The organism is Cellulomonas xiejunii (assembly GCF_024508315.1).
GTDB lineage: Bacteria > Actinomycetota > Actinomycetes > Actinomycetales > Cellulomonadaceae > Cellulomonas > Cellulomonas xiejunii.
On the sequence record NZ_CP101987.1, the window covers coordinates 1,637,169 to 1,663,849 of the forward strand.

The 26,681-nt window shown below is 74.0% G+C and carries 22 protein-coding genes; 16 read left to right on the forward strand and 6 right to left on the reverse strand.

Annotation, left to right across the window (positions count from 1 at the left end):
• The first annotated feature begins 52 nt into the window (after positions 1–52).
• From truB to NP048_RS07565, 9 genes are all read left to right on the forward strand, one after another.
• Complete coding sequence (truB, locus tag NP048_RS07525; RefSeq protein ID WP_372456825.1) at positions 53–1,036, forward strand: tRNA pseudouridine(55) synthase TruB; 984 nt, start codon at positions 53–55, stop codon at positions 1,034–1,036.
• 151 nt (positions 1,037–1,187) lie between these two features.
• Positions 1,188–4,484 carry a glycoside hydrolase family 9 protein gene (locus NP048_RS07530; protein WP_227577583.1) on the forward strand — a complete coding sequence of 1,099 codons (3,297 nt, stop codon included), beginning with the start codon at positions 1,188–1,190 and terminating at the stop codon, positions 4,482–4,484.
• Positions 4,485–4,605: 121 nt separating this feature from the next.
• Positions 4,606–5,619 (forward strand): bifunctional riboflavin kinase/FAD synthetase, encoded by a 1,014-nt coding sequence (locus NP048_RS07535; protein ID WP_227577584.1) that lies wholly within the window; start codon positions 4,606–4,608, stop codon positions 5,617–5,619.
• A 116-nt stretch (positions 5,620–5,735) separates the two neighbouring features.
• Positions 5,736–6,005: a 30S ribosomal protein S15 gene (rpsO, locus tag NP048_RS07540; protein ID WP_013116749.1), complete on the forward strand. Its 270-nt coding sequence runs from the start codon at positions 5,736–5,738 to the stop codon at positions 6,003–6,005.
• A gap of 236 nt (positions 6,006–6,241) precedes the next feature.
• Positions 6,242–8,473, forward strand: coding sequence for a polyribonucleotide nucleotidyltransferase (locus NP048_RS07545; RefSeq protein WP_227577585.1), 2,232 nt, complete (start codon positions 6,242–6,244; stop codon positions 8,471–8,473).
• Position 8,474: 1 nt separating this feature from the next.
• Entirely contained in the window at positions 8,475–9,806 is a 1,332-nt protein-coding gene (locus NP048_RS07550) for a M16 family metallopeptidase (protein WP_256769460.1), read from the forward strand.
• A 37-nt stretch (positions 9,807–9,843) separates the two neighbouring features.
• Positions 9,844–10,674, forward strand: coding sequence for a helix-turn-helix domain-containing protein (locus NP048_RS07555; RefSeq protein ID WP_227577587.1), 831 nt, complete (start codon positions 9,844–9,846; stop codon positions 10,672–10,674).
• 56 nt (positions 10,675–10,730) lie between these two features.
• Entirely contained in the window at positions 10,731–11,489 is a 759-nt protein-coding gene (dapB, locus tag NP048_RS07560; RefSeq protein ID WP_227577588.1) for a 4-hydroxy-tetrahydrodipicolinate reductase, read from the forward strand.
• Positions 11,486–11,974, forward strand: a complete 489-nt coding sequence (locus NP048_RS07565) for a hypothetical protein (protein ID WP_227577589.1) — start codon at positions 11,486–11,488, stop codon at positions 11,972–11,974. Before dapB ends, NP048_RS07565 begins: the two co-directional genes overlap by 4 nt.
• Before the next feature lie 18 nt (positions 11,975–11,992).
• On the opposite strand, the gene NP048_RS07570 is transcribed toward NP048_RS07565, so the two are convergent.
• From NP048_RS07570 to NP048_RS07585, 4 genes are all read right to left on the reverse strand, one after another.
• Positions 11,993–12,544, reverse strand: a complete 552-nt coding sequence (locus tag NP048_RS07570; RefSeq protein ID WP_227577590.1) for a GNAT family N-acetyltransferase — start codon at positions 12,542–12,544, stop codon at positions 11,993–11,995.
• Positions 12,545–12,629: 85 nt separating this feature from the next.
• On the reverse strand, positions 12,630–12,944 hold the full coding sequence (locus NP048_RS07575; RefSeq protein ID WP_227577591.1) for an AzlD domain-containing protein: 315 nt from the start codon (positions 12,942–12,944) through the stop codon (positions 12,630–12,632).
• Entirely contained in the window at positions 12,941–13,636 is a 696-nt protein-coding gene (locus NP048_RS07580; RefSeq protein WP_227577592.1) for an AzlC family ABC transporter permease, read from the reverse strand. The genes NP048_RS07575 and NP048_RS07580 overlap by 4 nt, the downstream gene beginning before the upstream one ends.
• An 87-nt stretch (positions 13,637–13,723) precedes the next feature.
• Positions 13,724–15,193 (reverse strand): NAD-dependent succinate-semialdehyde dehydrogenase, encoded by a 1,470-nt coding sequence (locus NP048_RS07585; protein WP_227577593.1) that lies wholly within the window; start codon positions 15,191–15,193, stop codon positions 13,724–13,726.
• 35 nt (positions 15,194–15,228) lie between these two features.
• Between NP048_RS07585 and NP048_RS07590 the strand changes: the two genes are divergently transcribed.
• The 4 genes from NP048_RS07590 to NP048_RS07605 are packed head-to-tail and all read left to right on the forward strand — an operon-like array spanning position 15,229 to position 19,265.
• Positions 15,229–16,065, forward strand: a complete 837-nt coding sequence (locus NP048_RS07590) for a thymidylate synthase (RefSeq protein ID WP_227577594.1) — start codon at positions 15,229–15,231, stop codon at positions 16,063–16,065.
• A gap of 3 nt (positions 16,066–16,068) precedes the next feature.
• Entirely contained in the window at positions 16,069–16,569 is a 501-nt protein-coding gene (locus NP048_RS07595; protein WP_227577595.1) for a dihydrofolate reductase, read from the forward strand.
• A 43-nt stretch (positions 16,570–16,612) separates the two neighbouring features.
• Complete coding sequence (dapA, locus tag NP048_RS07600; protein ID WP_227577596.1) at positions 16,613–17,542, forward strand: 4-hydroxy-tetrahydrodipicolinate synthase; 930 nt, start codon at positions 16,613–16,615, stop codon at positions 17,540–17,542.
• A 37-nt stretch (positions 17,543–17,579) separates the two neighbouring features.
• On the forward strand, positions 17,580–19,265 hold the full coding sequence (locus NP048_RS07605) for a ribonuclease J (protein ID WP_227577597.1): 1,686 nt from the start codon (positions 17,580–17,582) through the stop codon (positions 19,263–19,265).
• 47 nt (positions 19,266–19,312) lie between these two features.
• On the opposite strand, the gene NP048_RS07610 is transcribed toward NP048_RS07605, so the two are convergent.
• The gene (locus tag NP048_RS07610) at positions 19,313–20,461 is read right to left on the reverse strand and encodes a winged helix DNA-binding domain-containing protein (RefSeq protein ID WP_227577598.1); all 1,149 of its coding nucleotides are present in this window, start codon (positions 20,459–20,461) and stop codon (positions 19,313–19,315) included.
• A gap of 101 nt (positions 20,462–20,562) precedes the next feature.
• The gene (locus tag NP048_RS07615; protein WP_227577599.1) at positions 20,563–21,252 is read right to left on the reverse strand and encodes a TetR/AcrR family transcriptional regulator; all 690 of its coding nucleotides are present in this window, start codon (positions 21,250–21,252) and stop codon (positions 20,563–20,565) included.
• A gap of 74 nt (positions 21,253–21,326) precedes the next feature.
• Between NP048_RS07615 and NP048_RS07620 the strand changes: the two genes are divergently transcribed.
• From NP048_RS07620 to NP048_RS07630, 3 genes are all read left to right on the forward strand, one after another.
• Positions 21,327–21,737, forward strand: coding sequence for a hypothetical protein (locus NP048_RS07620; RefSeq protein ID WP_227577600.1), 411 nt, complete (start codon positions 21,327–21,329; stop codon positions 21,735–21,737).
• 95 nt (positions 21,738–21,832) lie between these two features.
• On the forward strand, positions 21,833–24,454 hold the full coding sequence (locus NP048_RS07625) for an FtsK/SpoIIIE family DNA translocase (RefSeq protein ID WP_372456826.1): 2,622 nt from the start codon (positions 21,833–21,835) through the stop codon (positions 24,452–24,454).
• Positions 24,455–24,464: 10 nt separating this feature from the next.
• Entirely contained in the window at positions 24,465–26,639 is a 2,175-nt protein-coding gene (locus tag NP048_RS07630) for a putative bifunctional diguanylate cyclase/phosphodiesterase (protein ID WP_227577601.1), read from the forward strand.
• Positions 26,640–26,681 lie beyond the last annotated feature (42 nt).

Here is a 26,681-nt window from a genome sequence, read left to right on the forward strand (position 1 = left end):
GCGCCGGGTGTGCGGGCGCCGGGTGTGCGGGCGCGGCCGATAGCCTGGGAGCGTGCCCCCCACGCCCCCGTCCTCCCGTCGCGCTGCCGACTCCCGTGCGGCCGAGCCGCGTCCGGTCGAGCCCCGGCGGCCGACCGCCGACGACGGGTTCCTGGTGGTCGACAAGCCCGCGGGCTGGACGAGCCACGACGTGGTGGCGCGTGTGCGCAGGCTCGCGTCGACCCGCAAGGTCGGGCACGCCGGCACCCTCGACCCGATGGCGACGGGGGTGCTCGTGATCGGCGTGGGGCGGGCGACACGCCTGCTGACGTACGTGACGGGCGCCGACAAGGACTACCGCGCGACGGTGCGGCTGGGCGTCGCGACCACCACGGACGACGCCGAGGGCGAGGCGGTCGTGCGGGTCGACGCGTCGCACGTCGAGCGCGGGGACCTCGACGCGCACGTCGCCGCCCTGACGGGTGACATCCTCCAGGTGCCGAGCGCGGTCTCCGCGATCAAGGTCGACGGGCAGCGCGCCTACGCGCGCGTGCGCGCCGGTGAGGAGGTCGCGCTCGTGGCGCGGCCCGTGCACGTCGCACGGTTCGCCGTGCGCGACGTGCGCGCCGGGCAGGACGACGGGCTCCCGGTGCTCGACGTGGATGTCGAGGTCACGTGCTCGTCCGGCACCTACGTCCGCGCCCTCGCGCGGGACCTCGGGTCGGCACTGGGCGTCGGTGGGCACCTGACGGCGCTGCGCAGGTCGCGCGTGGGCGGGTTCGGGCTCGCGCAGGCGCGCACGCTGGACGACCTCGGCACGACGCCCGACGACCAGGCGGTGCCGGTGCTGCCGATGGCGGACGCGGCCCGCGCGGTCCTGCCGGTGCGCGAGCTCAGCGAGTCGGACGCCCGCGCGCTGTCGTACGGCCAGGGCATCGACCCTGCGGAGGAGCCCGCGGGCCCGGTCGCGGCCATCGGACCCGACGGCCGCCTCGTCGCGGTGGTCGAGCGGCGCGGCGTGCGGCTGCGGCCGGCGGTGGTGTTCAGCCCCGCGTGACCCCTGGTCACAGAGGTACGAAACGGTTCGACCCGAGGGGGATGCGTCCCCGGGGTTCCGGTTCGTCCGCTTCCCGCCTACCCTGACGGTCGCACGACGAGCGCCCCGGACGCCGAGGTCTGGAAGCGCTCCCGACACACGGGGAGACGACGTGGTTTCTCGAAGGACGCGCCGCGCACTGCGCGCGGCGACAGCGATCACCAGCGCGGGCGTGCTCGCAGCGGTCGGGCTGCTGCCCGCCGTCGCGGTCGACGACGGCTTCGACGACGGACCCGGCGCGTGGATCGCGTACGGGACCGACGGCGGCATCGACACCAGCAGCGGTGCGCTGTGCGTGGACGTCCCGGCCGACTCGGCCCAGTACGGCGTGGGCGTCGTGCTCAACGGCGTGGCCGTCGAGGAGGGCGCGACGTACACGTTCGCCTACACGGCGAGCGCGACGACCGACGTGACGATCCGCGCGCTCGTGGGTCAGAACGGCGCCCCCTACGGGACCGTGCTGGACACCACGCCCGCACTGACGTCCGAGGCGACGTCGGTCGAGGAGACCTTCACCGCGTCCGCGTCCTACCCCGCGACCCCGACCGGCGAGTCCCCGGAGGGCCAGATCGCCTTCCAGCTCGGTGGGTTCACCGACGAGGCGTGGACCTTCTGCCTCGACGACGTCGCGCTGAGCAGCGACAGCGAGCTCCTGCCGCACACGTCGTTCGCCGAGGGCCTGGGCCCGTGGGACCTGTACGGCACCAGCGAGCCGACGTTCGCCGACGGGGAGATGTGCGTCGAGGTCCCCGGCGGCAACGCCAACCCCTGGGACGCGGGCCTGTCCTTCACCGGTCTGCCCATCGAGGAGGGCCAGAACTACGTCCTGTCCCTGACCGGGCGCACCGAGCCGGCGACCCCCGTGCGGGTGATCGTCGGCGAGGGTGGCGGGGCCTACCGGATGGTCCTCGAGCAGTCGGCGGCCCCGTTGGGCGTCGAGCAGACCACACTGTCGTACCCCTTCACCGCGGGCCTGGCCTTCCCCGCCGACGGTGAGGCGCCCGGTCAGGTCGCCATCCACCTCGGCAAGTCCGCGGCGTACACGTTCTGCCTCTCGGAGGTCTCGTTGACCACGTCCGCCACACCACCGCCGCCGTACGAGCCGGACACCGGCCCGCGGGTGCGCGTCAACCAGGTGGGCTACCTGCCGTTCGGTCCGAAGCGGGCGACGCTCGTCACCGAGGCGACGGACGCCGTGGCGTGGCAGCTCCTCGACGCCGACGGCGACGAGGTCGCGACCGGTGAGTCGCAGCCCGTGGGCGCCGACGCGTCGTCCGGCGAGAACGTGCACGTCATCGACTTCTCGGACGTCGAGACGGCCGGCGCGGGCCTCACGCTCGTCGCCGACGGCGAGACGAGCCACCCGTTCGACATCGCGGAGGGCCTGTACTCCCAGCTGCGTTACGACGCGCTGAACTACTTCTACCTCGCACGCTCGGGCATCGACATCGAGGCCTCGATCGTCGGTGAGGAGTACGCCCGCGAGGCGGGCCACGTGGGCGTCGCGCCCAACCAGGGCGACACCGCCGTGCCGTGCATCGGCCCGCGCGACTACTACGACGGCTGGACCTGCGACTACACGCTCGACGTCACCGGCGGCTGGTACGACGCCGGCGACCACGGCAAGTACGTCGTCAACGGCGGCATCGCCGTGGCGCAGCTGCTCTCGACGTACGAGCGCACGCTGACCACCGCCGGCGCGCGCGCCGGTGCGCTGGACGACGGCACGCTGAACCTCCCCGAGCACGGCAACGGCGTGCCCGACGTCCTCGACGAGGCGCGCTGGGAGCTGGAGTGGATGCTCAAGATGGTCGCGCCGTCCGGCGAGTACGCCGGCATGGTGCACCACAAGATCCACGACGAGGGGTGGACGGGTCTGCCGCTCGCCCCGGCCGACGACCCGCAGGCGCGTTCGCTGCACCGGCCGTCCACCGCGGCGACGCTCAACGTCGCGGCGGTCGCCGCGCAGGGGGCCCGCCTGTTCGCCGAGTACGACGAGCAGTTCGCGGCGACGCTGCTGGAGACCGCCCGCAGCACGTACGAGGCCGCGCTCGCGCACCCCGACGTGTACGCGCCCGGTGCGGCGGGCAGCGACGGTGGCGGGCCGTACGACGACTCCGACGTGACGGACGAGTTCTACTGGGCCGCGGCCGAGCTGTACGTCACCACGGGGGAGGACCGGTACGCGACGGACCTCACGGCCAGCGCGCACCACACGGGTGACGTCTTCGGGCCCGGGGGCTTCCACTGGGGCGGCACGGCGGCTCTCGGCCGTCTGACGCTGGCGACCGTGCCCAACGACCTGCCGGACCGCGCCGACGTGCGCGCCTCCGTCGTGGCCGGCGCGGACCGCTACCTCGCCGCGCAGGCGGAGCAGCCCTGGGGGTCGGTGTACTCCCCGACGGGCGGCAGCTACGACTGGGGCTCCAACTCGTCGGTGACGAACATCCTCGTGGTGGTCGCGACGGCGTACGACCTCACGGGTGACGAGAAGTACCTGCGCGGGACCCTCGAGGGTCTGGACTACCTCTTCGGGCGCAACGCGCTCAACCAGTCCTACGTGACCGGGTGGGGCACCGTGTCGTCGCAGAACCAGCACTCCCGCTGGTTCGCGGCGCAGCTCGACCCGTCGCTGCCGAACCCGCCGCCGGGCTCGCTGGCCGGCGGGCCGAACTCGATGCGCGGCACGTGGGACCCGACGATGCAGGCCACGCTGCCGGAGGACTGCGCACCGGCGACGTGCTACCTCGACGAGATCAGCTCGTGGGCGTCCAACGAGATCACCATCAACTGGAACTCGTCGCTCTCGTGGGTCGCGTCGTTCGCCGCGGACCAGGAGGACGGTGGCGTCGTGGCGGTCGCACCTGCGATCACCACGCAGCCCGTCGACGTGACGGTCGCGCTCGGCGGCACGGCCACGTTCACGGCCGCGGCGTCCGGCGTCCCGGCTCCGCAGGTGCAGTGGCAGGTGCGGGAGGGCGGCAAGTGGCGTGACGTGCCCGGCGCGACGGCGGCCACGCTGCAGGTGGTGGCCACGGCGGCGAAGGCCGGGACGCAGTACCGCGCGGTCTTCACGAACGCGTCGGGCTCGGCGACCACGGACGTGGCACGGCTGCTCGTCGAGAAGCAGGCACCGGTGGTCGTGAAGCACCCGGCGGACGTCTCGGGCCGCATCGGCACGTTCGTGTCGTTCACGGCAGGCGCGTCCGGCAACCCCACGCCGACGGTCCGTTGGCAGGTCCGGTGGGGCAGCGGGCCGTGGCTCCCGGTGCCCTTCGCCCACAGCACGACCCTGCGGGTCCTGGTGACGCCGCTGGCGTACGGCACGCAGTACCGGGCGGTGTTCACCAACCCGGCCGGGACGGCGGCGACCGACGGCGCGCACCTGACACCGCGCTTCGGCCGCTGACGCGCACAGCCCGACCCCGGGGAGTCCCGGGGTCGGGCTGTGCCGTGCGTGCGTGCCCGTCCGGCGTGGCAGGCTTGTCCGTCGGGCCCCGCGACGGGCGGGCCGACGAACGGGAGCTGGTGTGCAGGTCTGGACCGACGTGTCGCAGGTGCCCACGGGGTGGGGGCCGTCCGTCGTGACGCTCGGCAACTTCGACGGCGTGCACCGCGGGCACGTCGCGGTGCTGACGCGCATGGTGGAGGACGCGCGGGCGGTGGGCGCGCGCGCGGTCGCGGTGACGTTCACGCCGCACCCGGCGCAGGTCCACCGGCCGCACGACGCGCCACCCCTGCTGCTCGGTGACACCGACCGGATCGAGCTGCTCGCGGCAACGGGCCTCGACGCCGTCCTGCTCGTGACGTACACGCTGGACTTCGCCCGGCAGAGCCCGCAGGAGTTCGTCGAGCGGTACCTGGTCGGAGCGCTGCGAGCGAGGACCGTCGTGGTGGGTCGTGACGTGCGCTTCGGGTGGCAGAACGCCGGGGACCTGTCGACCATGCGGGAGCTGGGGGAGCGGTACGGGTTCGAGGTCGACGTCATCGACGACGTGCGGCCGGGCGGGACCCCGGACGAGACGCCGGCGCACCGGCGCTGGTCGTCGACGTGGGTGCGCGAGCTGCTCGCCGACGGCGACGTGCGGGCGGTGTCGGACGTGCTCGGCCGCCACCACCGGGTGCGCGGCGTCGTCGTGCACGGCGACGCCCGCGGGCGCGAGCTCGGGTACCCGACGGCGAACCTGGGGGCGACGACCGGGATGGTGCCCGCCGACGGCGTGTACGCCGGGTGGCTGCGGCGCGGCGAGCGGCGGCACGACGGCACGCCCGTCGCCGCGGAGGACCGGGTCCTGCCCGCCGCCGTGTCGATCGGCACCAACCCGACGTTCGACGGGCGCGACCGCCGTGTCGAGGCGTACGTCCTGGACCGTACGGACCTCGACCTGTACGACGAGGAGGTCGCGCTGGAGCTCGTCGAGCGGCTGCGACCGACGCTGCGCTTCGACTCCGTGGACGCGCTGCTCGAGCAGATGGCGGTCGACGTCCAGGAGGTCCGCCGGGTGCTCGGCACCGTGCTCTCGTCGCCCTCCGACAGAGGGTGACCGGGGGAACCCTCCCGCACTGGTAGGCTTGTGCACGCCGTACGACCGGCCGCGGAACGAGAGAGCCCGGGTGGACATGCCCCGGCGCACCGCGCAACGAGAATCTGAGGAGCAACGTGTCGCTCGACACTGCCACGAAGCAGTCCATCATGGCCGAGTACGCCACCCACGAGGGCGACACCGGCTCGCCCGAGGTCCAGATCGCCGTCCTGACGCAGCGGATCAAGGACCTCACCGAGCACCTCAAGGCTCACAAGCACGACCACCACAGCCGCCGTGGGCTGCTTCTGCTCGTCGGGCGCCGTCGTCGGCTGCTCGGCTACCTGCAGAAGGTCGACATCAACCGCTACCGCGCGCTCATCGAGCGCCTCGGCCTGCGGCGCTGAACGACCCGCACCAGCCCGGACCGTGTCGGTCCGGGCTGGTCCTGCGTGAGGCCCCGTCCATGAGTCGGGGCTGACGCAGGAACAGCACCACCAGCACCACCGCACGACCAGCACAACCACCGCGCCGACCCCGCTCGTCCGGTCCTCGGTAGTGGCTCCCGGAACACGTGTCCGGGCACCACGGTCGAAGACCGCCGCGGGGCAGGGCGGCGCCTTCGAGAACAAGGAGGGCACCCGTGGAGGGTCCCGAGATCCAGTTCGCCGAGGCCACGATCGACAACGGTCGCTTCGGCACCCGCACCGTCCGCTTCGAGACCGGCAGGCTGGCCAAGCAGGCCGCCGGCGCCGCCGTCGCGTACCTCGACGACGACACGATGCTGCTGTCGGCCACCACGGCCGGCAAGCACCCGCGTGAGCAGTTCGACTTCTTCCCCCTGACGGTCGACGTCGAGGAGCGGCAGTACGCCGCAGGCAAGATCCCCGGCTCGTTCTTCCGCCGCGAGGGCCGTCCCTCGACCGAGGCGATCCTGGCCTGCCGCCTGATCGACCGCCCGCTGCGCCCCCTGTTCGTCAAGGGCCTGCGCAACGAGGTCCAGGTCGTCGTGACGGTCCTGTCGATCAACCCCGACGACGCGTACGACGTGCTCGCGATCAACGCGGCGTCGATGTCGACCCAGCTGTCCGGCCTGCCGTTCTCCGGCCCCGTCGCCGCGACGCGCCTGTCGCTCGTCGACGGCCAGTGGGTCGCGTTCCCGCGCTACTCCGAGCGCGTGCGCTCGACGTTCGACATGGTCGTGGCCGGGCGCATCGTCGGTGACGACGTCGCGATCGCCATGATCGAGGCCGAGGCCCCCGAGGGTGCCTGGAACCTCATCCACGGCGGCGGCGGCACCGTGCCGACCGAGGACGTCGTGGCCCAGGGCCTCGAGGCCGCCAAGCCGTCCATCCGCGCGCTGGCCGAGGCGCAGCAGCAGCTCGCCGGCCAGGCCGCCAAGGAGACCCAGGTCTTCCCGACGTTCCCGGACTACCAGCCCGACGCGTACGCCGCCGTCGAGCAGGCCGCCACGGCGCGCCTGTCCGAGGCGCTGTCGATCGCCGACAAGCAGCAGCGCGAGGGGCGCCTCGACGAGATCAAGGCCGAGGTCCAGGGCGAGCTCGCCGAGCAGTTCGAGGGCCGCGACAAGGAGATCTCCGCCGCGTACCGCTCGGTCCAGAAGGCGCTCATCCGCCAGCGGATCCTCACCGACGGCTTCCGCATCGACGGCCGTGGGCTGCGCGACATCCGCACGCTGTCGGCCGAGGTCGAGGTGCTGCCCCGCACGCACGGCTCCGCGCTGTTCGAGCGTGGCGAGACGCAGATCCTCGGCGTCACCACGCTGAACATGCTCCGCATGGAGCAGCAGATCGACTCGCTGTCGCCCGAGACGCGCAAGCGCTACATGCACCACTACAACTTCCCGCCGTTCTCCACCGGTGAGACGGGCCGCGTCGGCTCGCCGAAGCGTCGCGAGATCGGTCACGGCGCGCTCGCCGAGCGGGCGATCGTCCCGGTCCTGCCGGCGCGTGAGGACTTCCCCTACGCGATCCGCCAGGTGTCCGAGGCGCTGGGCTCCAACGGCTCGACGTCCATGGGCTCGGTCTGCGCCGCGACCCTGTCGCTGCTCAACGCGGGTGTGCCGCTGCGCGCGCCCGTCGCCGGCATCGCCATGGGCCTGGTGTCCGACACGGTCGACGGTGAGACCCGCTACGCGGCGCTCACCGACATCCTGGGTGCCGAGGACGCGTTCGGCGACATGGACTTCAAGATCGCCGGTACCCGCGAGTTCGTCACGGCCATCCAGCTCGACACCAAGCTCGACGGCATCCCCGCCTCGGTGCTCGGCGGCGCGCTGACCCAGGCCAAGGAGGCTCGCCTGGCGATCCTCGACGTCATCGCCGAGGCGATCGACGTGCCGGACGAGATGAGCCCGTTCGCGCCCCGCGTGATCTCGGTGAAGGTGCCGGTCGACAAGATCGGCGAGGTCATCGGCCCGAAGGGCAAGATGATCAACCAGATCCAGGAGGAGACCGGCGCCGACATCTCCATCGAGGACGACGGCACGGTCTACATCGGCGCCACCGACGGACCGTCGGCGGAGGCCGCGCGGGCCGCGATCAACGCGATCGCGAACCCGCACATGCCCGAGATCGGCGAGCGCTTCGTCGGCACCGTGGTGAAGACGACGACCTTCGGCGCGTTCATCTCGCTGTCCCCGGGCAAGGACGGTCTGCTGCACATCTCGCAGATCCGCAAGCTCGTCGGCGGCAAGCGCGTCGAGAACGTCGAGGACGTGCTGGCCATCGGCCAGAAGGTCCAGGTCGAGATCGGCGAGATCGACCCGCGCGGCAAGCTGTCGCTGCACGCGGTCCTCGACGAGGCGCAGGGCGAGGGCGAGCCGGCGGCCGAGCCGGCGAGCACCGACGCCTGACGTGCCGCAGATCCTCCCGCTCGTCGCGCCCGGCTCGCCGGGCGCGGAGCTCGTCGTCGGGCAGGACGGTGGCGCCGCAGTGCGGCGCACCGTCCTGCCCGGCGGCGTCCGGGTCCTGACCGAGCACATGCCGGGCCTGCGTTCCGCCACCGTCGGGGCGTGGGTCGGCGTGGGCTCGCGGGACGAGACGTCCGGCCACTTCGGCTCGACGCACTTCCTCGAGCACCTGCTGTTCAAGGGCACCGCGCAGCGCACCGCGATGGACATCGCCGAGGCGTTCGACGCCGTCGGGGGCGAGGCCAACGCAGCGACCGGCAAGGAGCACACGTGCTACTACGCACGGGTGCTGGACACCGACGTGCCCATGGCCGTCGACGTGATCTCCGACATGGTGACGTCGGCACGGCTCGACGCCGACGAGCTCGAGACCGAGCGCGGCGTCATCCTCGAAGAGCTCGCGATGAACGACGACGACCCGTCGGACGTCGCGCACGAGCAGTTCGCCATCGCGGTCTTCGGTGACACGCCCCTCGGGCGACCGATCGGCGGCACGCCGCACGCGATCCGGTCGGTGCCCCGCGACGCCGTCTGGGAGCACTACCAGGAGCACTACCGGCCCGACACGCTCGTCGTGACCGCGGCGGGGGGCGTCGACCACGACGCGCTCTGCGCGCAGGTCGCCGACGCGCTCGCCGACGGTGGCTGGACGTTGGGGGCCGCGGCCGTCCCGGCACCCCGTCGTCCCGCCGGCGCACCCGCACCCGCGGTCGCGGGCACGGGCGCGGAGCTGACGGTCCGCCGTCCCATCGAGCAGGCCAACGTGATCGTCGGTGGGACGTGCCTGAACGCGACCGACGAGCGGCGGTTCGTCCTCTCGGTCCTCAACGCGGCCCTCGGCGGCGGCATGTCGTCGCGGCTGTTCCAGGAGATCCGCGAGAAGCGTGGCCTGGCGTACTCGACCTACTCGTTCGCGAGCGGGCACGCGGAGACCGGGATGTTCGGCCTCTACGCCGGATGCACCCCGACCAAGGTCGACGAGGTCACGGAGCTCCTGGTCGTCGAGCTGGAGCGCATGGCGCAGGAGCCGATGGGGCGTGCGGAGCTGACCCGCAGCATCGGGCAGCTGTGCGGCGGGCTCGTGCTCGGGATGGAGGACACCGGGTCGCGCATGAGCCGGCTGGGCAAGGCCGAGCTCGTGCACGGGGAGCTGCTCGACATCGACGAGTCGCTCGCCCGGGTCCGTGCTGTCACCGCGCGCGAGGTGCAGGAGCTGGCGGCCGAGCTCGCCGCGGCACCGCGAAGCGTCGTCCGCGTGGGGCCGTTCGGCGACTGACGGCCCCACGAGGGTCGCGTCCGCGGCATGATGAGGCATGGCCGTCGCCGTGGAGTCCTACCGTCGCTTCCCTGTCCCCGCCGCGCTGCGCGGCGTCGCCGAGCACGCATGGGTCGCCCGGCACGACGGCGGGCAGCAGCACACCGAGGTGCTCCTGCCCGACGGTCGTGGTCTCCTGCAGGTGGTGCGCGGCACGCGAGGTCGGCTGGTCGACCCGCTCACCGGTGAGGACACCCCGGACGGCGACGGCGTGCGCGGCGCGTGGACGCGAGCCGTGATCGCCGAGCAGACAGGGCCCGTCGCGCGGCTGGGCGTGCAGCTGCACCCGCTCGGTGTCGCGCGGCTCGGCGTGACCCGGCCCGCGGCCGACACCTGGCTGCCGCTCGACGAGGTGCTCGCTCCCGAGGTCGCGGCGCGCGCCGGTGACCTGCTGGATGCCGGTGACGACGAGGCGGCGGTCGGCACGGTGCTCGACGCCTTCGCGGCCCTGCCCCGGCGGACCGGTGCCGACCTGGACCATCTCGAGGACGCCCTGGCGTTCATCGACGAGCGCCGTGGACTCGTCCGGCAGACCGACGTCGCCCGGGAGGTCGCGACGAGCCTGGGCGAGCTGCACCGTTGGTGCACGCACCTGCTCGGGATGTCACCTGCGCAGTACCTGTCCGCCGTGCGGTTCAGCACGTTCGTCCGCGAGTCGGTGGGTGCCGGTCCCGTCGACCCCACCGCCACGGTCGGTGCCGTCGAGTGGTTCGTGGGGGCCGGGTACCCGCCGCGCGAGGTCGAGCGGTTCAGCGGTCTGCCACCGGCCGACCTGCGCAGGCTCGCCGACCACCTCGCGCAGCGGGTCGGCTCGGCCACCCGGGGCTGACCCGGACACCGGACGGACCGCGGGCCGCGGCCCGACGACGACTAGGGTGGCGTGCCGTGAGCGAACCGATCCGGGTGGCCGTGCTGGGAGCGTCAGGACGCATGGGGGCGACCACCGTGCGCGCCGTGCAGGAGGCGGACGGCCTGGAGCTCGTGGCCGCGCTCGACGCGGGTGACGACCTGCGGTCGGTCACGGACGCCGGCGCCCAGGTGGCCGTCGACTTCACCGTGCCGTCGGTGACGGAGCAGAACGTCCACACGATGCTCGACGCGGGCGTCCACGTCGTGGTCGGCACGACCGGGTGGGACGACGCGTCGTTGGGGCGGGTGCGCGACCACCTGCTGCGTGCGCCCGGCGTGGGCGTCGTCGTCGCGCCGAACTTCGCGCTCGGGGCGGTCCTGGCGATGTCGTTCGCACGCCAGGCCGCACGGTGGTTCGAGTCCGTCGAGGTCGTCGAGCTGCACCATCCCGACAAGGTCGACGCGCCCTCGGGCACCGCCCGGCACACGGCGCAGGGCATCGCCGCCGCGCGCGCGTCCGCCGGGATGGGTCCCGTGCCGGACGCGACCAGCCAGACGCTGGACGGTGCGCGCGGCGCGGACGTCGACGGCGTGCGCGTGCACGCGGTGCGGCTGCGAGGCCTCGTGGCGCACGAGGAGATCCTGCTCGGCAACGCGGGCGAGCTGCTCACGATCCGCCACGACTCGTTCGACCGCGTGAGCTTCATGCCCGGAGTGCTCCTCGCGGTGCGGCAGGTCGCCGGACGTCCCGGCCTCACCGTGGGCCTCGAGGACCTCCTGGGGCTGCAGGCGTGAGCGAGACCGCACCTCGTCGCCGACGGACGGGTCTGGTCGCCGCCGTCGCGCTGACGGCCCTGCTCGCGATCTACGTGTGGCTCGTCGCGCTGCGGGCGGTGCAGCTGATCGGCACGGGGAGGACCGTCGGGGTCGTGCTGGGCGCCGCGCTGCTCGTCGTCCCGCTCCTGGTGCTCGCGCTCATCGCCCGGGAGTGGCTCCTCGCGCTCGACGTGCAGCGCATGGCCGACGAGCTCGCCGCCGCCGGGGACCTTCCGGTGGACGACCTGCCGCGGTCGCCCAGCGGTCGCGTCGACCGGGTGGCGGCGCGGGCGGCGTTCGGGCCGTACCGCGACCAGGTCGAGGCGGACCCGGGGCGGTGGCAGGGCTGGTACCACCTGGCGTTCGCGTACGACGCCGCGGGGGACAGGTCCCGGGCGCGGGCGGCGTTGCGCACGGCGAGCCGCCTGCACCGCGGCCGGCCCGCAGGGCGCGACCTGCCCTGAGGGCGGATCGCTCCAGGGTCAGATGCCCGCGTACCAGCGGGCCTCGGTGACGACGTGCGCCTCGTCGTCCGGGCCGGGTCCGGTCGCGAGGCGGCGGGTGCGGCCGTCGGGACCCAGGCCCGCACCCGACAGGAAGTGCTCGCGCGCCGTGTCGCCGTCGACGACCCACGTCTGCACCTGGTCGGCGCCGTCGGCGCGCATCAGGTCGACGGCGGCCGCGAGCAGACGCGACCCGTGGCCGGCCCGCTGGTCGGGAGGGTCGACCTCGAGGGCGAGCACGATGCCGCCCGGAGCCTGCAGCGGGTCGGCCGGTGCCACAGGCGCGACCGACGCGACGCCGACGACCCGCGGTCCGTCGCACGCGACGAGGACGTGGTAGCCCGGCCCGGGGGCGTTCGTCACGGCCTGGTGCCACTGCTCGACGAAGGCCTGCTCGTCGAGCGAGTCGAGGACGACCTCGCCGAGGACGTCGGCGTGCGCGGCCCGCCAGGCGGCGAGCTGGATGGCGGCGATCCGGGTCTCGTCACCCGGGACGGCGGGGCGGACCGACACGTCGGCGGTGGGAAGCACCCCGCGAGCCTAACCGCGGGTCGCCCGTGCCCGCGGCGCACGGTGCGGCGGGCGACGACCCGAGCGTGGGCCCCCGCTGCGGGTCTCAGGGCATGCCGAGCAACCGCAGCCCGGCCGCGGTGGCGGCCGCCAGGACGACGACCACGACGAACGGTGCGCGGAGCACGAGCGCCACAGCCGCCACACCGAGGGCGGGCAGCCGCGCGTCGACGACGACCTGGCCACCGCTCGTCGACGTCTGCACGGCCACGAGCGCGGACAGCAGCGCGACCGTGACCAGCGCGGCGACGCGGGCGACCCGCGGCTGGGCGAGCCAGTGCTCGGGCAGGACGTGGCCCGCGAGCTTGATCGCCAGGCACGCCAGCCCTGCGAGCAGGACGGCGCCCCACAGCGGGGTCACGCCGCCGCTCCGGTTGCCGGACGCTGGTCCTGCGTGAGGAGCCCGACGACGACCGCGACGAGCGCGGCCAGGAGCACCGGGACCCCCGCCGGGAGCACGGGCGTGGTGGCCAGGGCGACGACGACGGCTGCCGCGGCGACCCCCTGGGCCGTGCGGGAGGCCAGGCGGGGCCAGACGAGGGCCAGGAAGGCCGCGCCGGCGGCTGCGTCGAGGCCGTAGGCGCGCGGGTCGCCGAGCCGGTCGCCGGCCACCGCGCCCAGGAGCGTGAAGAGGTTCCACAGCACCAGGACGCCCACGCCCGTCCACCAGAACCCGACGCGCGCCGCACGGCGGGACGGCTGGGCGGTCGCCACCGCGGTCGACTCGTCGATCGTCACGTGCGCAGCCGGCAGCCGCCAGCGCCACGGCAGGTCGAGCAGCGGGGTGAGCTGGGCGCCGTACAGGCCGTTGCGCGCACCCAGCATCGCCGCGGACGCGACGGCGGCCCCGACGGCACCGCCTGCCCCGACGACGCCGATGAACGCGAACTGGGAGCCACCGGAGAACATCAGCAGGCTCAGGGCCATCGTCTGCGGGACGCTCAGCCCTGCCGCGACCGACAGCGCCCCGAAGGACACGCCGTACAGGCCCGTCGCGACCGACACGGACACCGCCTGCCGACGTGCGGCGGCGACGGGGTCGTACGGGGTCACGGCGTCACTGTCGCACAGGGACCGCAGGCGGCCGGCGCTGCCGGAGCACCGCGTCGCGCGGACGGCACCGGGTCCCCGCGCGGTGCGTCAGAGCGCGACGTAGACGGGCTCCAGGTACTCCTCGAGCCCGAGCTCGCCGCCCTCGCGTCCGAGCCCGGACATCTTCACGCCGCCGAACGGGGCGCTCGCGTCGGACACCATGCCGCGGTTGATGCCGACCATGCCGGCCTCGAGCTCCTCGGCGAGCCGCATCGCACGTCCGACGTCCCGCGTGTACGCGTACGCGACGAGGCCGAACGGTGTGCCGTTGGCGAGCCGCAGCGCCTCGTCCTCGTCGCCGAACGTGACGACCGGGGCGACGGGCCCGAACGTCTCCTCGGTGACGACCCGCGCGTCGGGCGAGACCTTCGTCAGCACGGTGGGCTGGAAGAAGTACCCGTCGCGTCGCGGCGTGCCGCCGCCAGTCCTGATGCGTGCGCCGCCGTCCGTGGCCTGCGCGACCACCTCGGCCACGCGCTCGACCGCGGAGCGCTCGATGAGCGGACCGACGGTGACACCGGCATCCGCGCCGTGGCCGAGGACCAGCCCCTCGAACGCCGAGGTCAGCCGCCGCGAGAACTCGTCGGCCACCGACGCGTGGACGAGGAACCTGTTGGCGGCGACGCACGTTTGGCCGGAGTTGCGCATCTTGGCCTGCACGGCGCCCTCGACCGCGGCGTCGAGGTCCGCGTCGGCGAACACGAGGAACGGCGCGTTCCCCCCGAGCTCCATGGACGTCCGCAGCACCGACGGCGCGGCGGCGGCCAGCAGCGTCGCGCCGACCTGGGTCGAGCCGGTGAACGAGAGCTTGCGCAGGCGGGGGTCGGCCAGGAGCGGCTCGCTGATCCGTCGCGCCGACGACGACGCGACGACGTTGAGGACCCCGGTCGGCAGGTCCCGGGCCTCGAGCTCCGCGCGGATGATCTCCGCGACGTACAGCGTCGTCAGCGGGGTGAGCTGCGCCGGCTTGACGACGCACGTGCATCCCGCGGCGAGCGCCGGCGCGACCTTGCGGGCGATCATCGCGATGGGGAAGTTCCACGGTGCGATGAGCAGCGCGGGCCCCACGGGTCGCCGCAGCACGAGCTGGTGGTGCGTCCCGGCGGGGGCGCGTCGCGCGAGCCCGTCGACGCGCACGGCCTGCTCGCTGTACCAGCGGACGTACTCGGCGGCGTACGCGACCTCGGCGCGCGACTCCGCGAGCGGCTTGCCGCCCTCGAACGTCACGAGGGCGGCGATGTCCTCGGTGCGCGCGGTCAGGACCTCGTACACGGCGCGCAGCAGGTCGGAGCGCACGCGCGGTGCCGTGCGCCGCCAGGGGCCGAACGCCTCGACCGCGGCGTCCAGCGCGTCGCGCGCGTCGTCCTCGCCGCCGTCGGCCACCTCGAAGATCGTGCGGGCCGTGGCGGGGTCCTCGACCTCGAACGTCGCGCCCGACCGTGCGGGTCGCCAGCGGCCACCGACCAGCATGCCCGTGGGGACGTGGGCGGCGACGGTGGGCGGCAGCGACCGGCTCATGCCTCCCATCCTGGGGCCGCGCCTACGATGTCGCCATGACGGAGCCGGGAGCAGCATCGAGCGACCTCACGACCGACGTCCCGACGCCGTACGAGGACCTGCTGCGTCTCGTCCTGGCGACCGGGACTCCGAAGGGTGACCGCACCGGCACGGGGACGCGCTCGGTCTTCGGTCACCAGCTGCGGTACGACCTGCGGGCGGGGTTCCCGCTGGTGACCACCAAGCGGGTGTTCTTCCGCGGTGTGGCCGAGGAGCTGTTCTGGTTCCTGCGGGGCGAGTCGAACATCGCCTCCCTCGTCGAGCGGCGCGTACACATCTGGGACGAGTGGGCCGACGAGGACGGCGAGCTGGGCCCTGTGTACGGGGTCCAGTGGCGCTCCTGGCCGACGCCCGACGGCGGGCACGTGGACCAGCTCGAGCGGCTGCTGGTCGAGCTGCGTGCGAACCCCGACTCGCGCAGGCACGTCGTCTCGGCGTGGAACGTCGCCGAGCTCGACCGCATGGCGCTGGTCCCGTGCCACGCGTTCTTCCAGCTCTACGTCGCCGACGGCCGCCTGTCCTGCCAGGTGTACCAGCGCTCGGCGGACCTGTTCCTCGGCGTGCCCTTCAACCTCGCGTCGTACGCGCTGCTCACGCACATGATCGCGCAGCAGGTGGACCTCGAGGTGGGTGACCTGGTGTGGACGGGTGGGGACTGCCACATCTACGACAACCACGTCGAGCAGGTGCGCGAGCAGCTCGCGCGCGACCCGTACCCGTACCCGTCGCTGGAGCTGCGGCGCGCGCCGTCGCTGTTCGAGTACACGTGGGACGACGTCGAGGTCCGCGGCTACCGCCACCACCCGACGATCGCCGCCCCCGTGGCGGTCTGAGGCGTGATCGGTCTGGTCTGGGCGCAGACGCCCGACGGCGTGATCGGCGCCGCCGGGACGATCCCGTGGCACGTGCCGGAGGACATGGCGCACTTCCGCGAGGTCACCGCGGGGGCCACGGTCGTCATGGGGCGCGCCACGTGGGAGTCGCTGCCCGAGCGGTTCCGGCCGCTGCCCGGCCGGCGCAACGTCGTGCTGTCGCGCGACCCGGCGTTCGACGCGCCGGGGGCGACCGTGCTCGACGACCTCGACGCCGCGCTGCGCAGCGCGGCCGACGTCTGGGTGATCGGCGGGGGAGCGGTCTACGCGAGCACCGTCGACCGCGCCGACCGGCTCGAGATCACGGTCGTCGACCTCGACGTGCCCGGCGACACGCGAGCGCCGGCCGTGGGCCCGGGCTGGCGGCTCGACTCCGGCGGCGACGGCGCGTCGTGGCTCGTCTCGCGCACGGGCACGCGCTACCGGTTCGACTCCTGGCGTCGCGAGGCCCCCGACGCCCGCTGAAATCCCGCGACGCGCACCGTCGCGTGAGCGGTACCGTGGGCCCATGCCCGCCGTGACCTCCGCCACCCACCCGTTCGGGTCGCTGCTGTCCGCCATGGTCACCCCGATGACCCCGGACGGCGCCGTCGACCTCGAGGCCGCGGTCCGGCTCGCGAAGCACCTCGTCGACGCGGGCCACGACGGCCTCGTGCTGAACGGCACCACGGGCGAGGCGCCCACGACGCACGCCCCCGAGAAGGCCGAGATCGTCACGGCCGTCGTGGAGGCCGTCGGTGACCGGGCGTTCGTGGTCGCCGGTGCGGGCTCCAACGACACCGCGCACGCCGTCCGGATGGCCGAGCAGGCTGCCGAGGCCGGCGCGCACGGGCTGCTCGTCGTCACGCCGTACTACTCGCGTCCGTCGCAGGACGGCGTGGTCGCCCACGTCACGGCGGTCGCGGACGCGACGGACCTGCCGGTCATGCTGTACGACGTCCCCGGGCGCTGCGGGCTCCGGCTCGCGCCCGCCACCATCGACCGCCTCGCCGCGCACGAGCGCGTCGTCGCCATGAAGGACGCGACGGGTGACGTCGTCGCTGCGGCCGACGCCCTCGTCCGGACGGGCCTGGCCTGGTACAGCGGCGACGACCTGCTGGCACTGTCGTTCCTCGCCCACGGCGCGGTGGGCCTCGTCGGTGTCGCGACGCAGGCGGCCCCGCTCGGGTACGCCCAGCTGTTCGACGCCTGGCGTGCCGGGGACGCGGCGGGTGCCCTCGACGCCTTCCGCTCGCTGCTCCCGGTCGCGACGGCGCTCAACGGCGCCGGCTTCCAGGCGCCCGCGGCGAAGGCGGCGCTCGTCGAGCTGGGCGTCCTGCGCAGCCGGGCGACGCGGCTGCCCCTCCTCCCGTTCAGCGACGAGGAGGCGGCCGACGTGCGCGCCGGCCTGGTGGCCGGCGGCCTCCTGGACGTCGTCCCCGGCACCGATCGCGCGTGACGCACCGGTCGGCACCCACCGATCCCTCAGGAGCTCCATGAGTCACCCGCACCCGGACCTGACGCTGCCGCCGCCGCTCCCGGAGGGCGGTCTGCGGATCGTCCCGCTCGGCGGGCTGGGTGAGGTCGGACGCAACATGGCCGTGCTCGAGCACGCCGGTCGGCTGCTCGTCATCGACTGCGGCGTCCTCTTCCCCGAGGACCACCAGCCCGGCGTCGACCTGATCCTCCCGGACTTCGACTACATCCGGGACCGCCTGGACGACATCGACGCGATCGTGCTGACGCACGGCCACGAGGACCACATCGGTGCCGTGCCGTACCTGCTGCGGCTGCGCGGCGACATCCCGCTGGTCGGCTCCCAGCTGACGCTCGCCTTCGTCGAGGCGAAGCTCAAGGAGCATCGGATCGCCCCGCTGACCCTCACGGTGCGCGAGGGGCAGGTCGAGCAGCTCGGCCCGTTCGAGTGCGAGTTCGTCGCCGTGAACCACTCGATCCCCGACGCGCTCGCGGTCGCCGTCCACACGCCCGCCGGCACCGTGCTGCACACGGGCGACTTCAAGATGGACCAGCTCCCGCTCGACGGACGCATCACCGACCTGCGCGCCTTCGCCCGCCTCGGCGAGCGGGGCGTCGACCTGTTCATGGTCGACTCCACGAACGCGGAGGTGCCCGGGTTCGTCACACCCGAGCGGGAGATCGGTCCGGTGCTCGAGCAGGTGTTCGCGGAGTCGACCGGGCGCGTCGTCGTGGCGTCGTTCGCGTCGCACGTCCACCGTGTCCAGCAGGTCGTCGACGCGGCCGCCGCGAACGGGCGCAAGGTCGCCCTGGTCGGCCGGTCGATGGTCCGCAACATGGGTATCGCCGCCGAGCTCGGCTACCTGCGGGTGCCCGACGGGCTCCTGGTCGACCAGAAGCAGATCGAGAAGCTGCCCGACGACCGCGTGGTCCTCATGTGCACCGGTTCGCAGGGGGAGCCCATGGCGGCGCTGTCGCGGATCGCGAACGGTGACCACCGGGTCTCCGTCGGCACGGGTGACACGGTGGTCCTCGCGTCGAGCCTCATCCCCGGCAACGAGAACGCCGTCTTCCGTGTCATCAACGGCCTCATGCGGCTGGGCGCGCGCGTCGTGCACTCGGGCAACGCGAAGGTGCACGTCTCCGGCCACGCGAGCGCCGGCGAGCTCCTGTACTGCTACAACATCCTGCGGCCGCGCAACGTGATGCCCGTCCACGGCGAGGTGCGTCACCTCATCGCCAACGGCGCGCTCGCGGTGAAGTCGGGTGTACCGGCGGACAGGGTCGTCCTGGCGGAGGACGGCGTCGTGGTCGACCTCGTCGACGGTCGTGCGCAGGTCGTCGGGGCCGTGCCCTGCGGGTACGTGTACGTCGACGGGTCGAGCGTCGGGGAGCTCACGGAGGTCGAGCTCAAGGACCGTCGGATCCTCGGTGACGAGGGGTTCGTCTCGATCTTCGCGGTGGTGTCCTCCGCTGATGGCACGGTGCTCGCGGGCCCGCAGATCCACGCCCGGGGTGTCGCGGAGCAGGACGGCGTCTTCGACGAGATCCTGCCCGTGCTCACCGAGGCGCTCGAGGAGGCGACGCGTGCCGGCGCGACCGACACCCACCAGCTGCAGCAGGTGATGCGTCGGGTCGTCGGTCGCTGGGTGTCCAACAAGCTGCGTCGCCGGCCGATGATCATCCCCGTGGTCGTCGAGGCCTGATCCGCTGACGAGGCCCCGGGCGTCCCAGCGCGTCCCGGCCACCCGGCTCAGGCCGGCCGCTTGCCCCGGAACTCCGCGAGGCGCTCGTGCTCCGTCGCGACGGCCCCGCGCGTGGCCGCGTCCCACGTCGTCCAGGGGTCGACCTCGAGGGCGAGGCGGGCGCCGCGGGCACGCGGGCGCCAGGTGCCGACGACCTCGCCGTCCCGCAGCACGGCGCCCGGCCGGCCGAGCGCCGGCCACAGCGCGGCACGTCGCGGTGCGTCCGGCACGAGGAGCTCGCGGTCCCGCGCCTGCAGGAACAGGTCGTACGGGCCGAGGAGCCGCACGGGCGTCGGTGCCCTGTCGTGGGCCGCGGCGAGCGCGTCGGCGTCCGCGGTGAGGACGCTGCGTGGCTCTCCTGCCACGTCGACCGCGTGGACGTCCTGCGGCCAGCGCGCCGTCACGTCGCTCACCGGGGCGTCCAGGTACGCCGCGACGAGACGGGGCGTCGACGGCCCCAGGAGGTGCAGGGCCGTGCGGACGACGTCGTGCCGCCCGCCCGGGGCGGGCGGGTCCGTGCGGCCGACGGCGTCGGGCGGCCAGCCGGCCACCCGACGCAGCACCGGCGGTGAGGTCCCCGGCACGAGCTCCAGGCCCCCGTGCAGCGCGGCGAGGCGGAACGTCTGCTCGTACACGTGCGTCGCGCCGCACGTGCGGCACCACCGCAGGTAGGGCTCGGGCAACCGGGACGTCAGGGCGGTCGACACCGCGCCCTTCGGCATCGGCGTCGTCACGACGTCCCGCATGGTGCGTGCTGCGGTGGCGAGCGCGTCGCGCGGGTCGATGCCGGCCGCGCGCAGGGGGCGCGCGGCGTCGAAGACCCGCTGCGCGGCGTCACGCGCCGACCAGGGGCGCACCGCGGCCTCGACGGCCTCCAGCTCGTCCCGCCGGTAGGCGTGCGGAGCGCCGCGCAGGGTCCAGGCGAGCGCGAGAGCGTCGGGCAGCTCGCCCGCGCGCACCTCCGCACCGCGCAGCGCGAGCGCCCACAGCGCCCCGTCGGGTCCCGTGTCCTGCACGCCGGCGTCCAGCACGGTCGGGTCCAGCACGGTCGGGGCCAGCGGGTCCGCGCTCGGCGCCGGCCCGGCGTCGAGCTGCTGTGCGTGCACGCGGTACCGAAGGACCGCCGCGCGGGTCGCACCGGGGACGGCTGACGTCATACGCCGATCGTGGCACCGGCCCCCGACACCGGCGACCGACGGCCGCAGGCGTCGGGGTGGGGGAGCGTGGCCCCCGATCGCGCACCTGCCCGGGCGCTCGGCTACGCGGTCCGGGGGCCGTCCGGGTCGTCGGCGCCGTGCGTCGCGGCGCGCAGCAGACCGGGTCCCGCGCCGCGCAGCGTGGCGACGTAGCGGGCGTCGCGCTCGTGCGGGGGCCAGGGGAGCAGGCCGTCGATCTCGAGCATCACCCAGCCGTGGGTGAGCGCCCACAGCCCGGTCGCGCCGGCCGCCGCCGCGTCGCCGTCGGCGCTGCCGACGCTGCCGGGGTGGTCGGGGCCGTCGGGGTCGAGCGGTGCGGCGGCGGCTGCGGCGAGCACGCGGGTGACCGCGTCGCGGAGCACGACGAACGTGGGCACCTCGCTGACAGGCCCGCTCGCGGGGTGGCGGACCCCGGCACCGGGGCGCGCGAACATGACGCGGTACGCCTGCGGCTCGTCGAGCGCGAACCGGCGATAGGCCACCCCGAGCGCGAGCAGGTCGGCGCCCGGCTCGCCCGTGGCGGGCGCGTCGCGCAGGCGCGCGGCGAACCGGGCCGCCGCGCGGTCACCGACGGCCTGCAGGAGAGCGTCGCGACCGCCGAACAGCGCGTACACGGCGCTGGACGACGTGCCGGCCCGTGCGGCGGCGTCGCGGACGGTGAGCGCGGCGGCCCCGTCGTCGGCGACGGCACGGGTCGCCTCGTCGAGGAGCCGCTCGCGCAGGGCGTCGTCGTGGGTGCGGGGGCGGGCCATGTCCTGAGGATAGGGGCCTTGACACCCGTCGCGTAACGATGTTGTGTAACAGTGTTACGAAAGGACGTGGCCCCATGATCGAGCTCGCCGACGCTGCGCGCAGCACTGCGGGGGTGGCGGCCCTCGCGGTCGTCACGATCGAGTCCGGCGGGTGGTTCCTGCTGCGGGTCGCCACCGGCCACGCACCGGCCACCGACTTCCAGCGCTCCTTCTACCGGGCCGGGCACGCCCATGCCGGTGTGCTGGTCACCCTCGGACTGGTATGCCTCCTGCTCGGGGAGGCGACGTCCCTCACCGGGGGCTGGCGGTGGCTCGCGCAGACCGGCGTGCTCGTCGGCGCCGTGCTGCTGCCGGCCGGGTTCTTCCTGTCGGCCGCGGGGGCCGGCCGGACCCGGCCCAACCGGCTCGTCGCCCTGCTGCCGCTCGGCGCGGCGGCCGTCGCGGCGGGCGTCGTGACCCTCGGCATCGGGCTGCTGACCGCCTGAGGAGCCCGGATTCACTCGGGAGTGGCGTGTGCCACCGGGCGACACGACCCCGAGTCGGCGGGGGAGCGGCGCCCGGTGCGGCTACCGTGAGGACCATGGCGACCCGTACGACCCCCGGCCCCGCGCGCCCTACGCGCGCCTCCGGTGCGTCGCCCCGGTCACCCAAGGGCGGCCAGCCTCGCGGCGGGACCCGCCCCGCGGGGCGTGGTGCCGCACCTGCACCCCGTCAGCCGGCCCTGCCGCTGCGGATCGTGCGCGGCGTCTGGATGGGGGCGGCCCACCTCGTCGGTGGCACCGCGCGTCACGTCGGCGCCGGGGCGCGCGAGCTCGACCCCGCGCACCGTCGCGACGGACTCGCGCTGACCCTCGTGGGCCTCGCAGTCGTCGTCGCCGCACGGGAGTGGTGGGACCTGTCGGGTTCCGCGGGCGACATCATCCACAACGTCGTCGCCGGCACCTTCGGTGTCGTCGGCGTCGCCGTCCCGGTCGTGCTGCTGGGGCTCGGCATCCGCCTCATGCGTCACCCCGACCGTGTCCAGGCCAACTCGCGCATCGGCATCGGGCTCACGGCGATCACGGTGGCCGTGTGCGGCATCGTCCACCTCGCGCAGGGTCTTCCGGCCACGCAGGACATGGCTGCGGTGCGCGCGGCCGGCGGGATCATCGGGTTCGGTGTCGGCACCCCCTTGGCGGCGCTGCTCACGACGGTCGTCGCGGGCGTGCTCCTCGCGATCCTCGCGTTCTTCGGCGTCCTGGTGGTCACGGCGACGCCCGTGCACCTGATCGGGCCGCGGCTCGCCGCCCTGTACCGGCGCCTGACCGGCCACCACGAGGACGCGCCGGGCGAGCCCGACGAGCCGCTGGTGATCGAGGCGCTGCACAGCGCGCGTCCGGAGGCGCCCGTCAAGACACCCCGTCGTCTGCTGGGCCGCCGTCGCGCGCAGGCCGCGGCCGCGGCCGACGAGGGCCGGCTCGACGAGTACGTGGGGGACGAGGCGTTCGAGCGCGCCGCCGTCGTGGCGCGCGAGGAGGAGGCGGCTGCTGCGGCCGCTGCCGCGGACGCCGTCGCGACCCGTCGCATGGGCGCGACGCCCGCGGACGCCCCGACCGCAGTCGTCGAGGCCGCGCTGCCCGCCCCGCCCACGAGCGGCGTGCCCCGCGGCGAGCAGCCGATGCTCGAGGGCGACGTCGTGTACATCCTGCCGACCGAGGACGTGCTGGCGAAGGGCCCGCCGCACAAGGTGCGGTCCGCCGCGAACGACCGGGTCGTCGAGTCGCTGACCTCGGTGCTGGAGCAGTTCGAGATCGACGCGCAGGTCACGGGCTTCACCCGGGGCCCGACCGTCACGCGCTACGAGGTGGAGCTCGGTCCCGCCGTCAAGGTCGAGCGCGTCACCGCGCTGAGCAAGAACATCGCGTACGCGGTCGCCAGCGCCGACGTGCGGATCCTGTCGCCGATCCCGGGCAAGTCGGCCATCGGCATCGAGATCCCGAACACCGACCGCGAGACCGTCGCGCTGGGCGACGTCCTGCGCTCGTCGGCCGCGAAGCGCAGCGAGCACCCCATGGTCATCGGTGTGGGCAAGGACGTCGAGGGCGGCTACGTCGTGGCGAACCTCGCCAAGATGCCGCACCTGCTCGTGGCCGGGGCGACCGGCGCGGGCAAGTCGTCGTTCGTGAACTCGATGATCGTGTCGATCCTCATGCGCTCGACGCCCGACGAGGTCCGGATGATCCTCGTCGACCCCAAGCGGGTCGAGCTGACGCTCTACGAGGGCATCCCGCACCTCATCACCCCGATCATCACGAACCCGAAGAAGGCCGCCGAGGCCCTCGAGTGGGTCGTGCGGGAGATGGAGGCGCGTTACGACGACCTCGCCATGTTCGGCTACAAGCACATCGACGACTTCAACGCCGCGGTCCGCGTCGGCAAGGTCAAGCCGCTGCCCGGGTCGGAGCGCAAGATCGCGACCTACCCGTACCTCCTGGTCATCGTCGACGAGCTCGCCGACCTGATGATGGTGGCGCCGCGCGACGTCGAGGCGTCGATCCAGCGCATCACCCAGCTCGCGCGTGCGGCCGGCATCCACCTCGTCCTGGCGACGCAGCGCCCGTCCGTGGACGTGGTCACCGGTCTGATCAAGGCCAACGTGCCGTCGCGCCTCGCGTTCGCGACCAGCTCGCTGACGGACTCGCGCGTCGTGCTCGACCAGCCCGGTGCCGAGAAGCTCATCGGCCAGGGTGACGCGCTGTTCCTGCCGATGGGTGCCGCCAAGCCCATGCGTACGCAGGGGGCCTGGGTCTCGGAGTCCGAGATCCACGCGGTCGTCGATCACGTCAAGACGCAGCTCAAGCCGATCTACCGCGAGGACGTGGCGGTCCAGGCCGTCAAGAAGCAGGTCGACGACGACATCGGCGACGACCTCGACCTGTTGCTCCAGGCCGCCGAGCTCGTCGTGACCACGCAGTTCGGCTCCACGTCCATGCTGCAGCGCAAGCTGCGTGTCGGCTTCGCCAAGGCCGGGCGCCTCATGGACCTGCTGGAGTCGCGCGAGATCGTCGGCCCGTCCGAGGGCTCGAAGGCGCGGGAGGTGCTGCTGCAGCCGGACGACCTGCCGGCCACTCTCGCGATGCTGCGCGGCGAGCCCGAGCCGGCGGCACCGTCGCACGCCGACGAGGAGAGCGACGGCGGGCACGACCCCACCGACGACCACTGAGCGGCGTGGCGTGGACGCAGGTCTGGTAGGCCCCTACGGCGTCGTCACGACGGTCATCGCGGTGGTCGCGGTCGCCGCGCTCGGGACCGTGCTCGTCCTGCTGCGTCGTGAGCGCACCCAGGCGCGTCGCAACGCCGAGCTCGTGCGCGTCGCCGGCCAGCTGCACCGGCGGTACGACGCGCTGCAGCTGGTGACCAGCGAGGGCGTCGTGGTGCTGTCGCACGACGGGCTCGTGCTGGACTTGTCGGAACGGGCCGCGCAGATCCTCGGCGTGACGCGCGACGCCGTCGTGGGCCTCCCGGTGTCACGGATCCCGGTCATGCTGCTCGACGACCGTGGACTCGCGGTGAACCCCGGGTTCGTGCTCGGCCGGCACGGCGCGCAGGCCGAGGAGCGCACGACCGTGGTCACCCTGGTCCCGCCAGGGCCGGGCGCGCGGCCGTCGGTCGTCCAGGCGACCAGCCGCCTCATGCCGGGTGACGACGGCGGCGAGACCGCGGCGCTCACCACGATCGTCGACATCACCGCACGGCATGACGTCGAGGTGGCGCTGTCGCGCAGCGAGACGCAGTTCAAGGTGGCGATGGAGAACGCGCCGATCGGCATGGCGCTCGTCGACCTCGACTGGCGCATCACCGAGGCCAACGTCGCGCTCGCGGAGCTGCTCGGGACCCACGCGTCTGCCCTCCGGGGCTACCGGGTAGACGAGCTGAGCGCACCGGAGGACCGCGCCTCCCAGCGCATGGAGATGGACAAGCTCCTCGGTGGCGGGCAGCAGCGGTTCTCGCTCGAGATGCGGTGCCGACGCGCCGACGAGCAGCTCGTGTGGGTGGTGCTCGACGCGGCGCTCGTGCGGGCGGCCGACGGGGAGGCCGACCACTTCGTGGTCCAGGTGCGCGACGCCACGGAGTCGAAGATGCAGGCGGAGATGCTCACGCACCGCGCGATGCACGACCCGCTCACCGGTCTGGCGAACCGCACGCTGCTGCAGGAGGTGCTGCAGGCCGCGCTCGCGCAGCCGGGCGCGGTCGACCGGATCGCCGTGCTCGCGTGCGACCTCGACGGGTTCAAGGCGATCAACGACCGGTACGGGCACGCGACCGGTGACGACATCCTCGTGCACGTCGCGGGCGTGCTGCGCGCCGCGTCGTCCGGCAACGGGACCGTGGCGCGGCTCGGTGGCGACGAGTTCGTCGTGGTGGTGCAGGACGTGCATGCGGCCAAGGCCGTCTTCGAGGTCGCCAACGAGATCCACTCGGGCCTCGCCGAGCCGGTGCGTGTCGGGCGCCGCCGCCTCGGGGTGCGGGCGAGCATCGGGATCGCGCTCGCAGAGGTGCACCTCGTCGAGGCGGGCGCGCCCACCCTCCTGGCCGCGGCCGACGCCGCGCTCTACCGCGCCAAGCAGACCGGCCGCGGACGGACCGAGGTGTACGACACGTCGATGGAGCTCGCCGCCCCCTCGAACGTGCACCGCGAGCTCGTGCACGCCATCGAGAGCGGGGAGATGGTGGTGCACTACCAGCCCATCGTCGACCTGTCCGACGCCCGGGTCGTCGGCTACGAGGCCCTCGTGCGCTGGCAGCACCCGCACCGCGGTCTGCTGCTGCCCGGGGCCTTCCTGTCCCAGGTGCAGGACGCGGGTGCGTCGGTGCTCCTCGGGCAGCTGGTCGCGACACGGGTCGTCGAGTTCCTCGCCACGCACGCGGACGACGGCCGGTGGGTCTCCGTGAACGTCTCGGCGGACCAGCTGGGCGACTCGGAGCTGGCCACGCGTCTGCTCCAGGACCTCTCACGGCACCGGGTGACGGCGGGCCGCCTGGTCCTGGAGCTGACCGAGTCGTCCCTGGTCGCCTCGGGCACGCGCATCCGGCACGAGCTCACGCAGCTCTCGGCGGCCGGCGTGCCGATCCTGCTCGACGACTTCGGTACGGGGGTCTCGCCCCTGTCCTACCTGCGGGACCTGCCGGTCGCAGGTGTGAAGCTCGACATGTCGTTCACGTCGGGGATCCCGCACGACCCGACGGCCGGGAAGGTGGTGCGCGCGCTCGGGGCCCTGGCGCGTGAGCTGGCGATGGTGACCATCGCTGAGGGCATCGAGAACGAGGAGCAGGCGGACTTCCTGCGACGCAACGGGTGGCGGTACGGGCAGGGCTGGCTCTACGGGGGCGCGCGGCCCGTGGACTGAGCGCGCGGTGCGCCCGGTGGCGAGGGCGTGGTGCGACGGCGC

Coding starts and splice junctions, on each gene's coding strand:
- NP048_RS07555 (WP_227577587.1), top strand. CDS start 9,844: ATGGCCGTCGCCGTGGAGTCCTACCGTCGCTTCCCTGTCCCCGCCGCG.
- NP048_RS07585 (WP_227577593.1), bottom strand. CDS start 15,193: ATGAGCCGGTCGCTGCCGCCCACCGTCGCCGCCCACGTCCCCACGGGC.
- NP048_RS07590 (WP_227577594.1), top strand. CDS start 15,229: ATGACGGAGCCGGGAGCAGCATCGAGCGACCTCACGACCGACGTCCCG.
- dapA (WP_227577596.1), top strand. CDS start 16,613: ATGCCCGCCGTGACCTCCGCCACCCACCCGTTCGGGTCGCTGCTGTCC.
- NP048_RS07605 (WP_227577597.1), top strand. CDS start 17,580: ATGAGTCACCCGCACCCGGACCTGACGCTGCCGCCGCCGCTCCCGGAG.
- NP048_RS07610 (WP_227577598.1), bottom strand. CDS start 20,461: ATGACGTCAGCCGTCCCCGGTGCGACCCGCGCGGCGGTCCTTCGGTAC.
- NP048_RS07615 (WP_227577599.1), bottom strand. CDS start 21,252: ATGGCCCGCCCCCGCACCCACGACGACGCCCTGCGCGAGCGGCTCCTC.
- NP048_RS07620 (WP_227577600.1), top strand. CDS start 21,327: ATGATCGAGCTCGCCGACGCTGCGCGCAGCACTGCGGGGGTGGCGGCC.
- NP048_RS07625 (WP_372456826.1), top strand. CDS start 21,833: ATGGCGACCCGTACGACCCCCGGCCCCGCGCGCCCTACGCGCGCCTCC.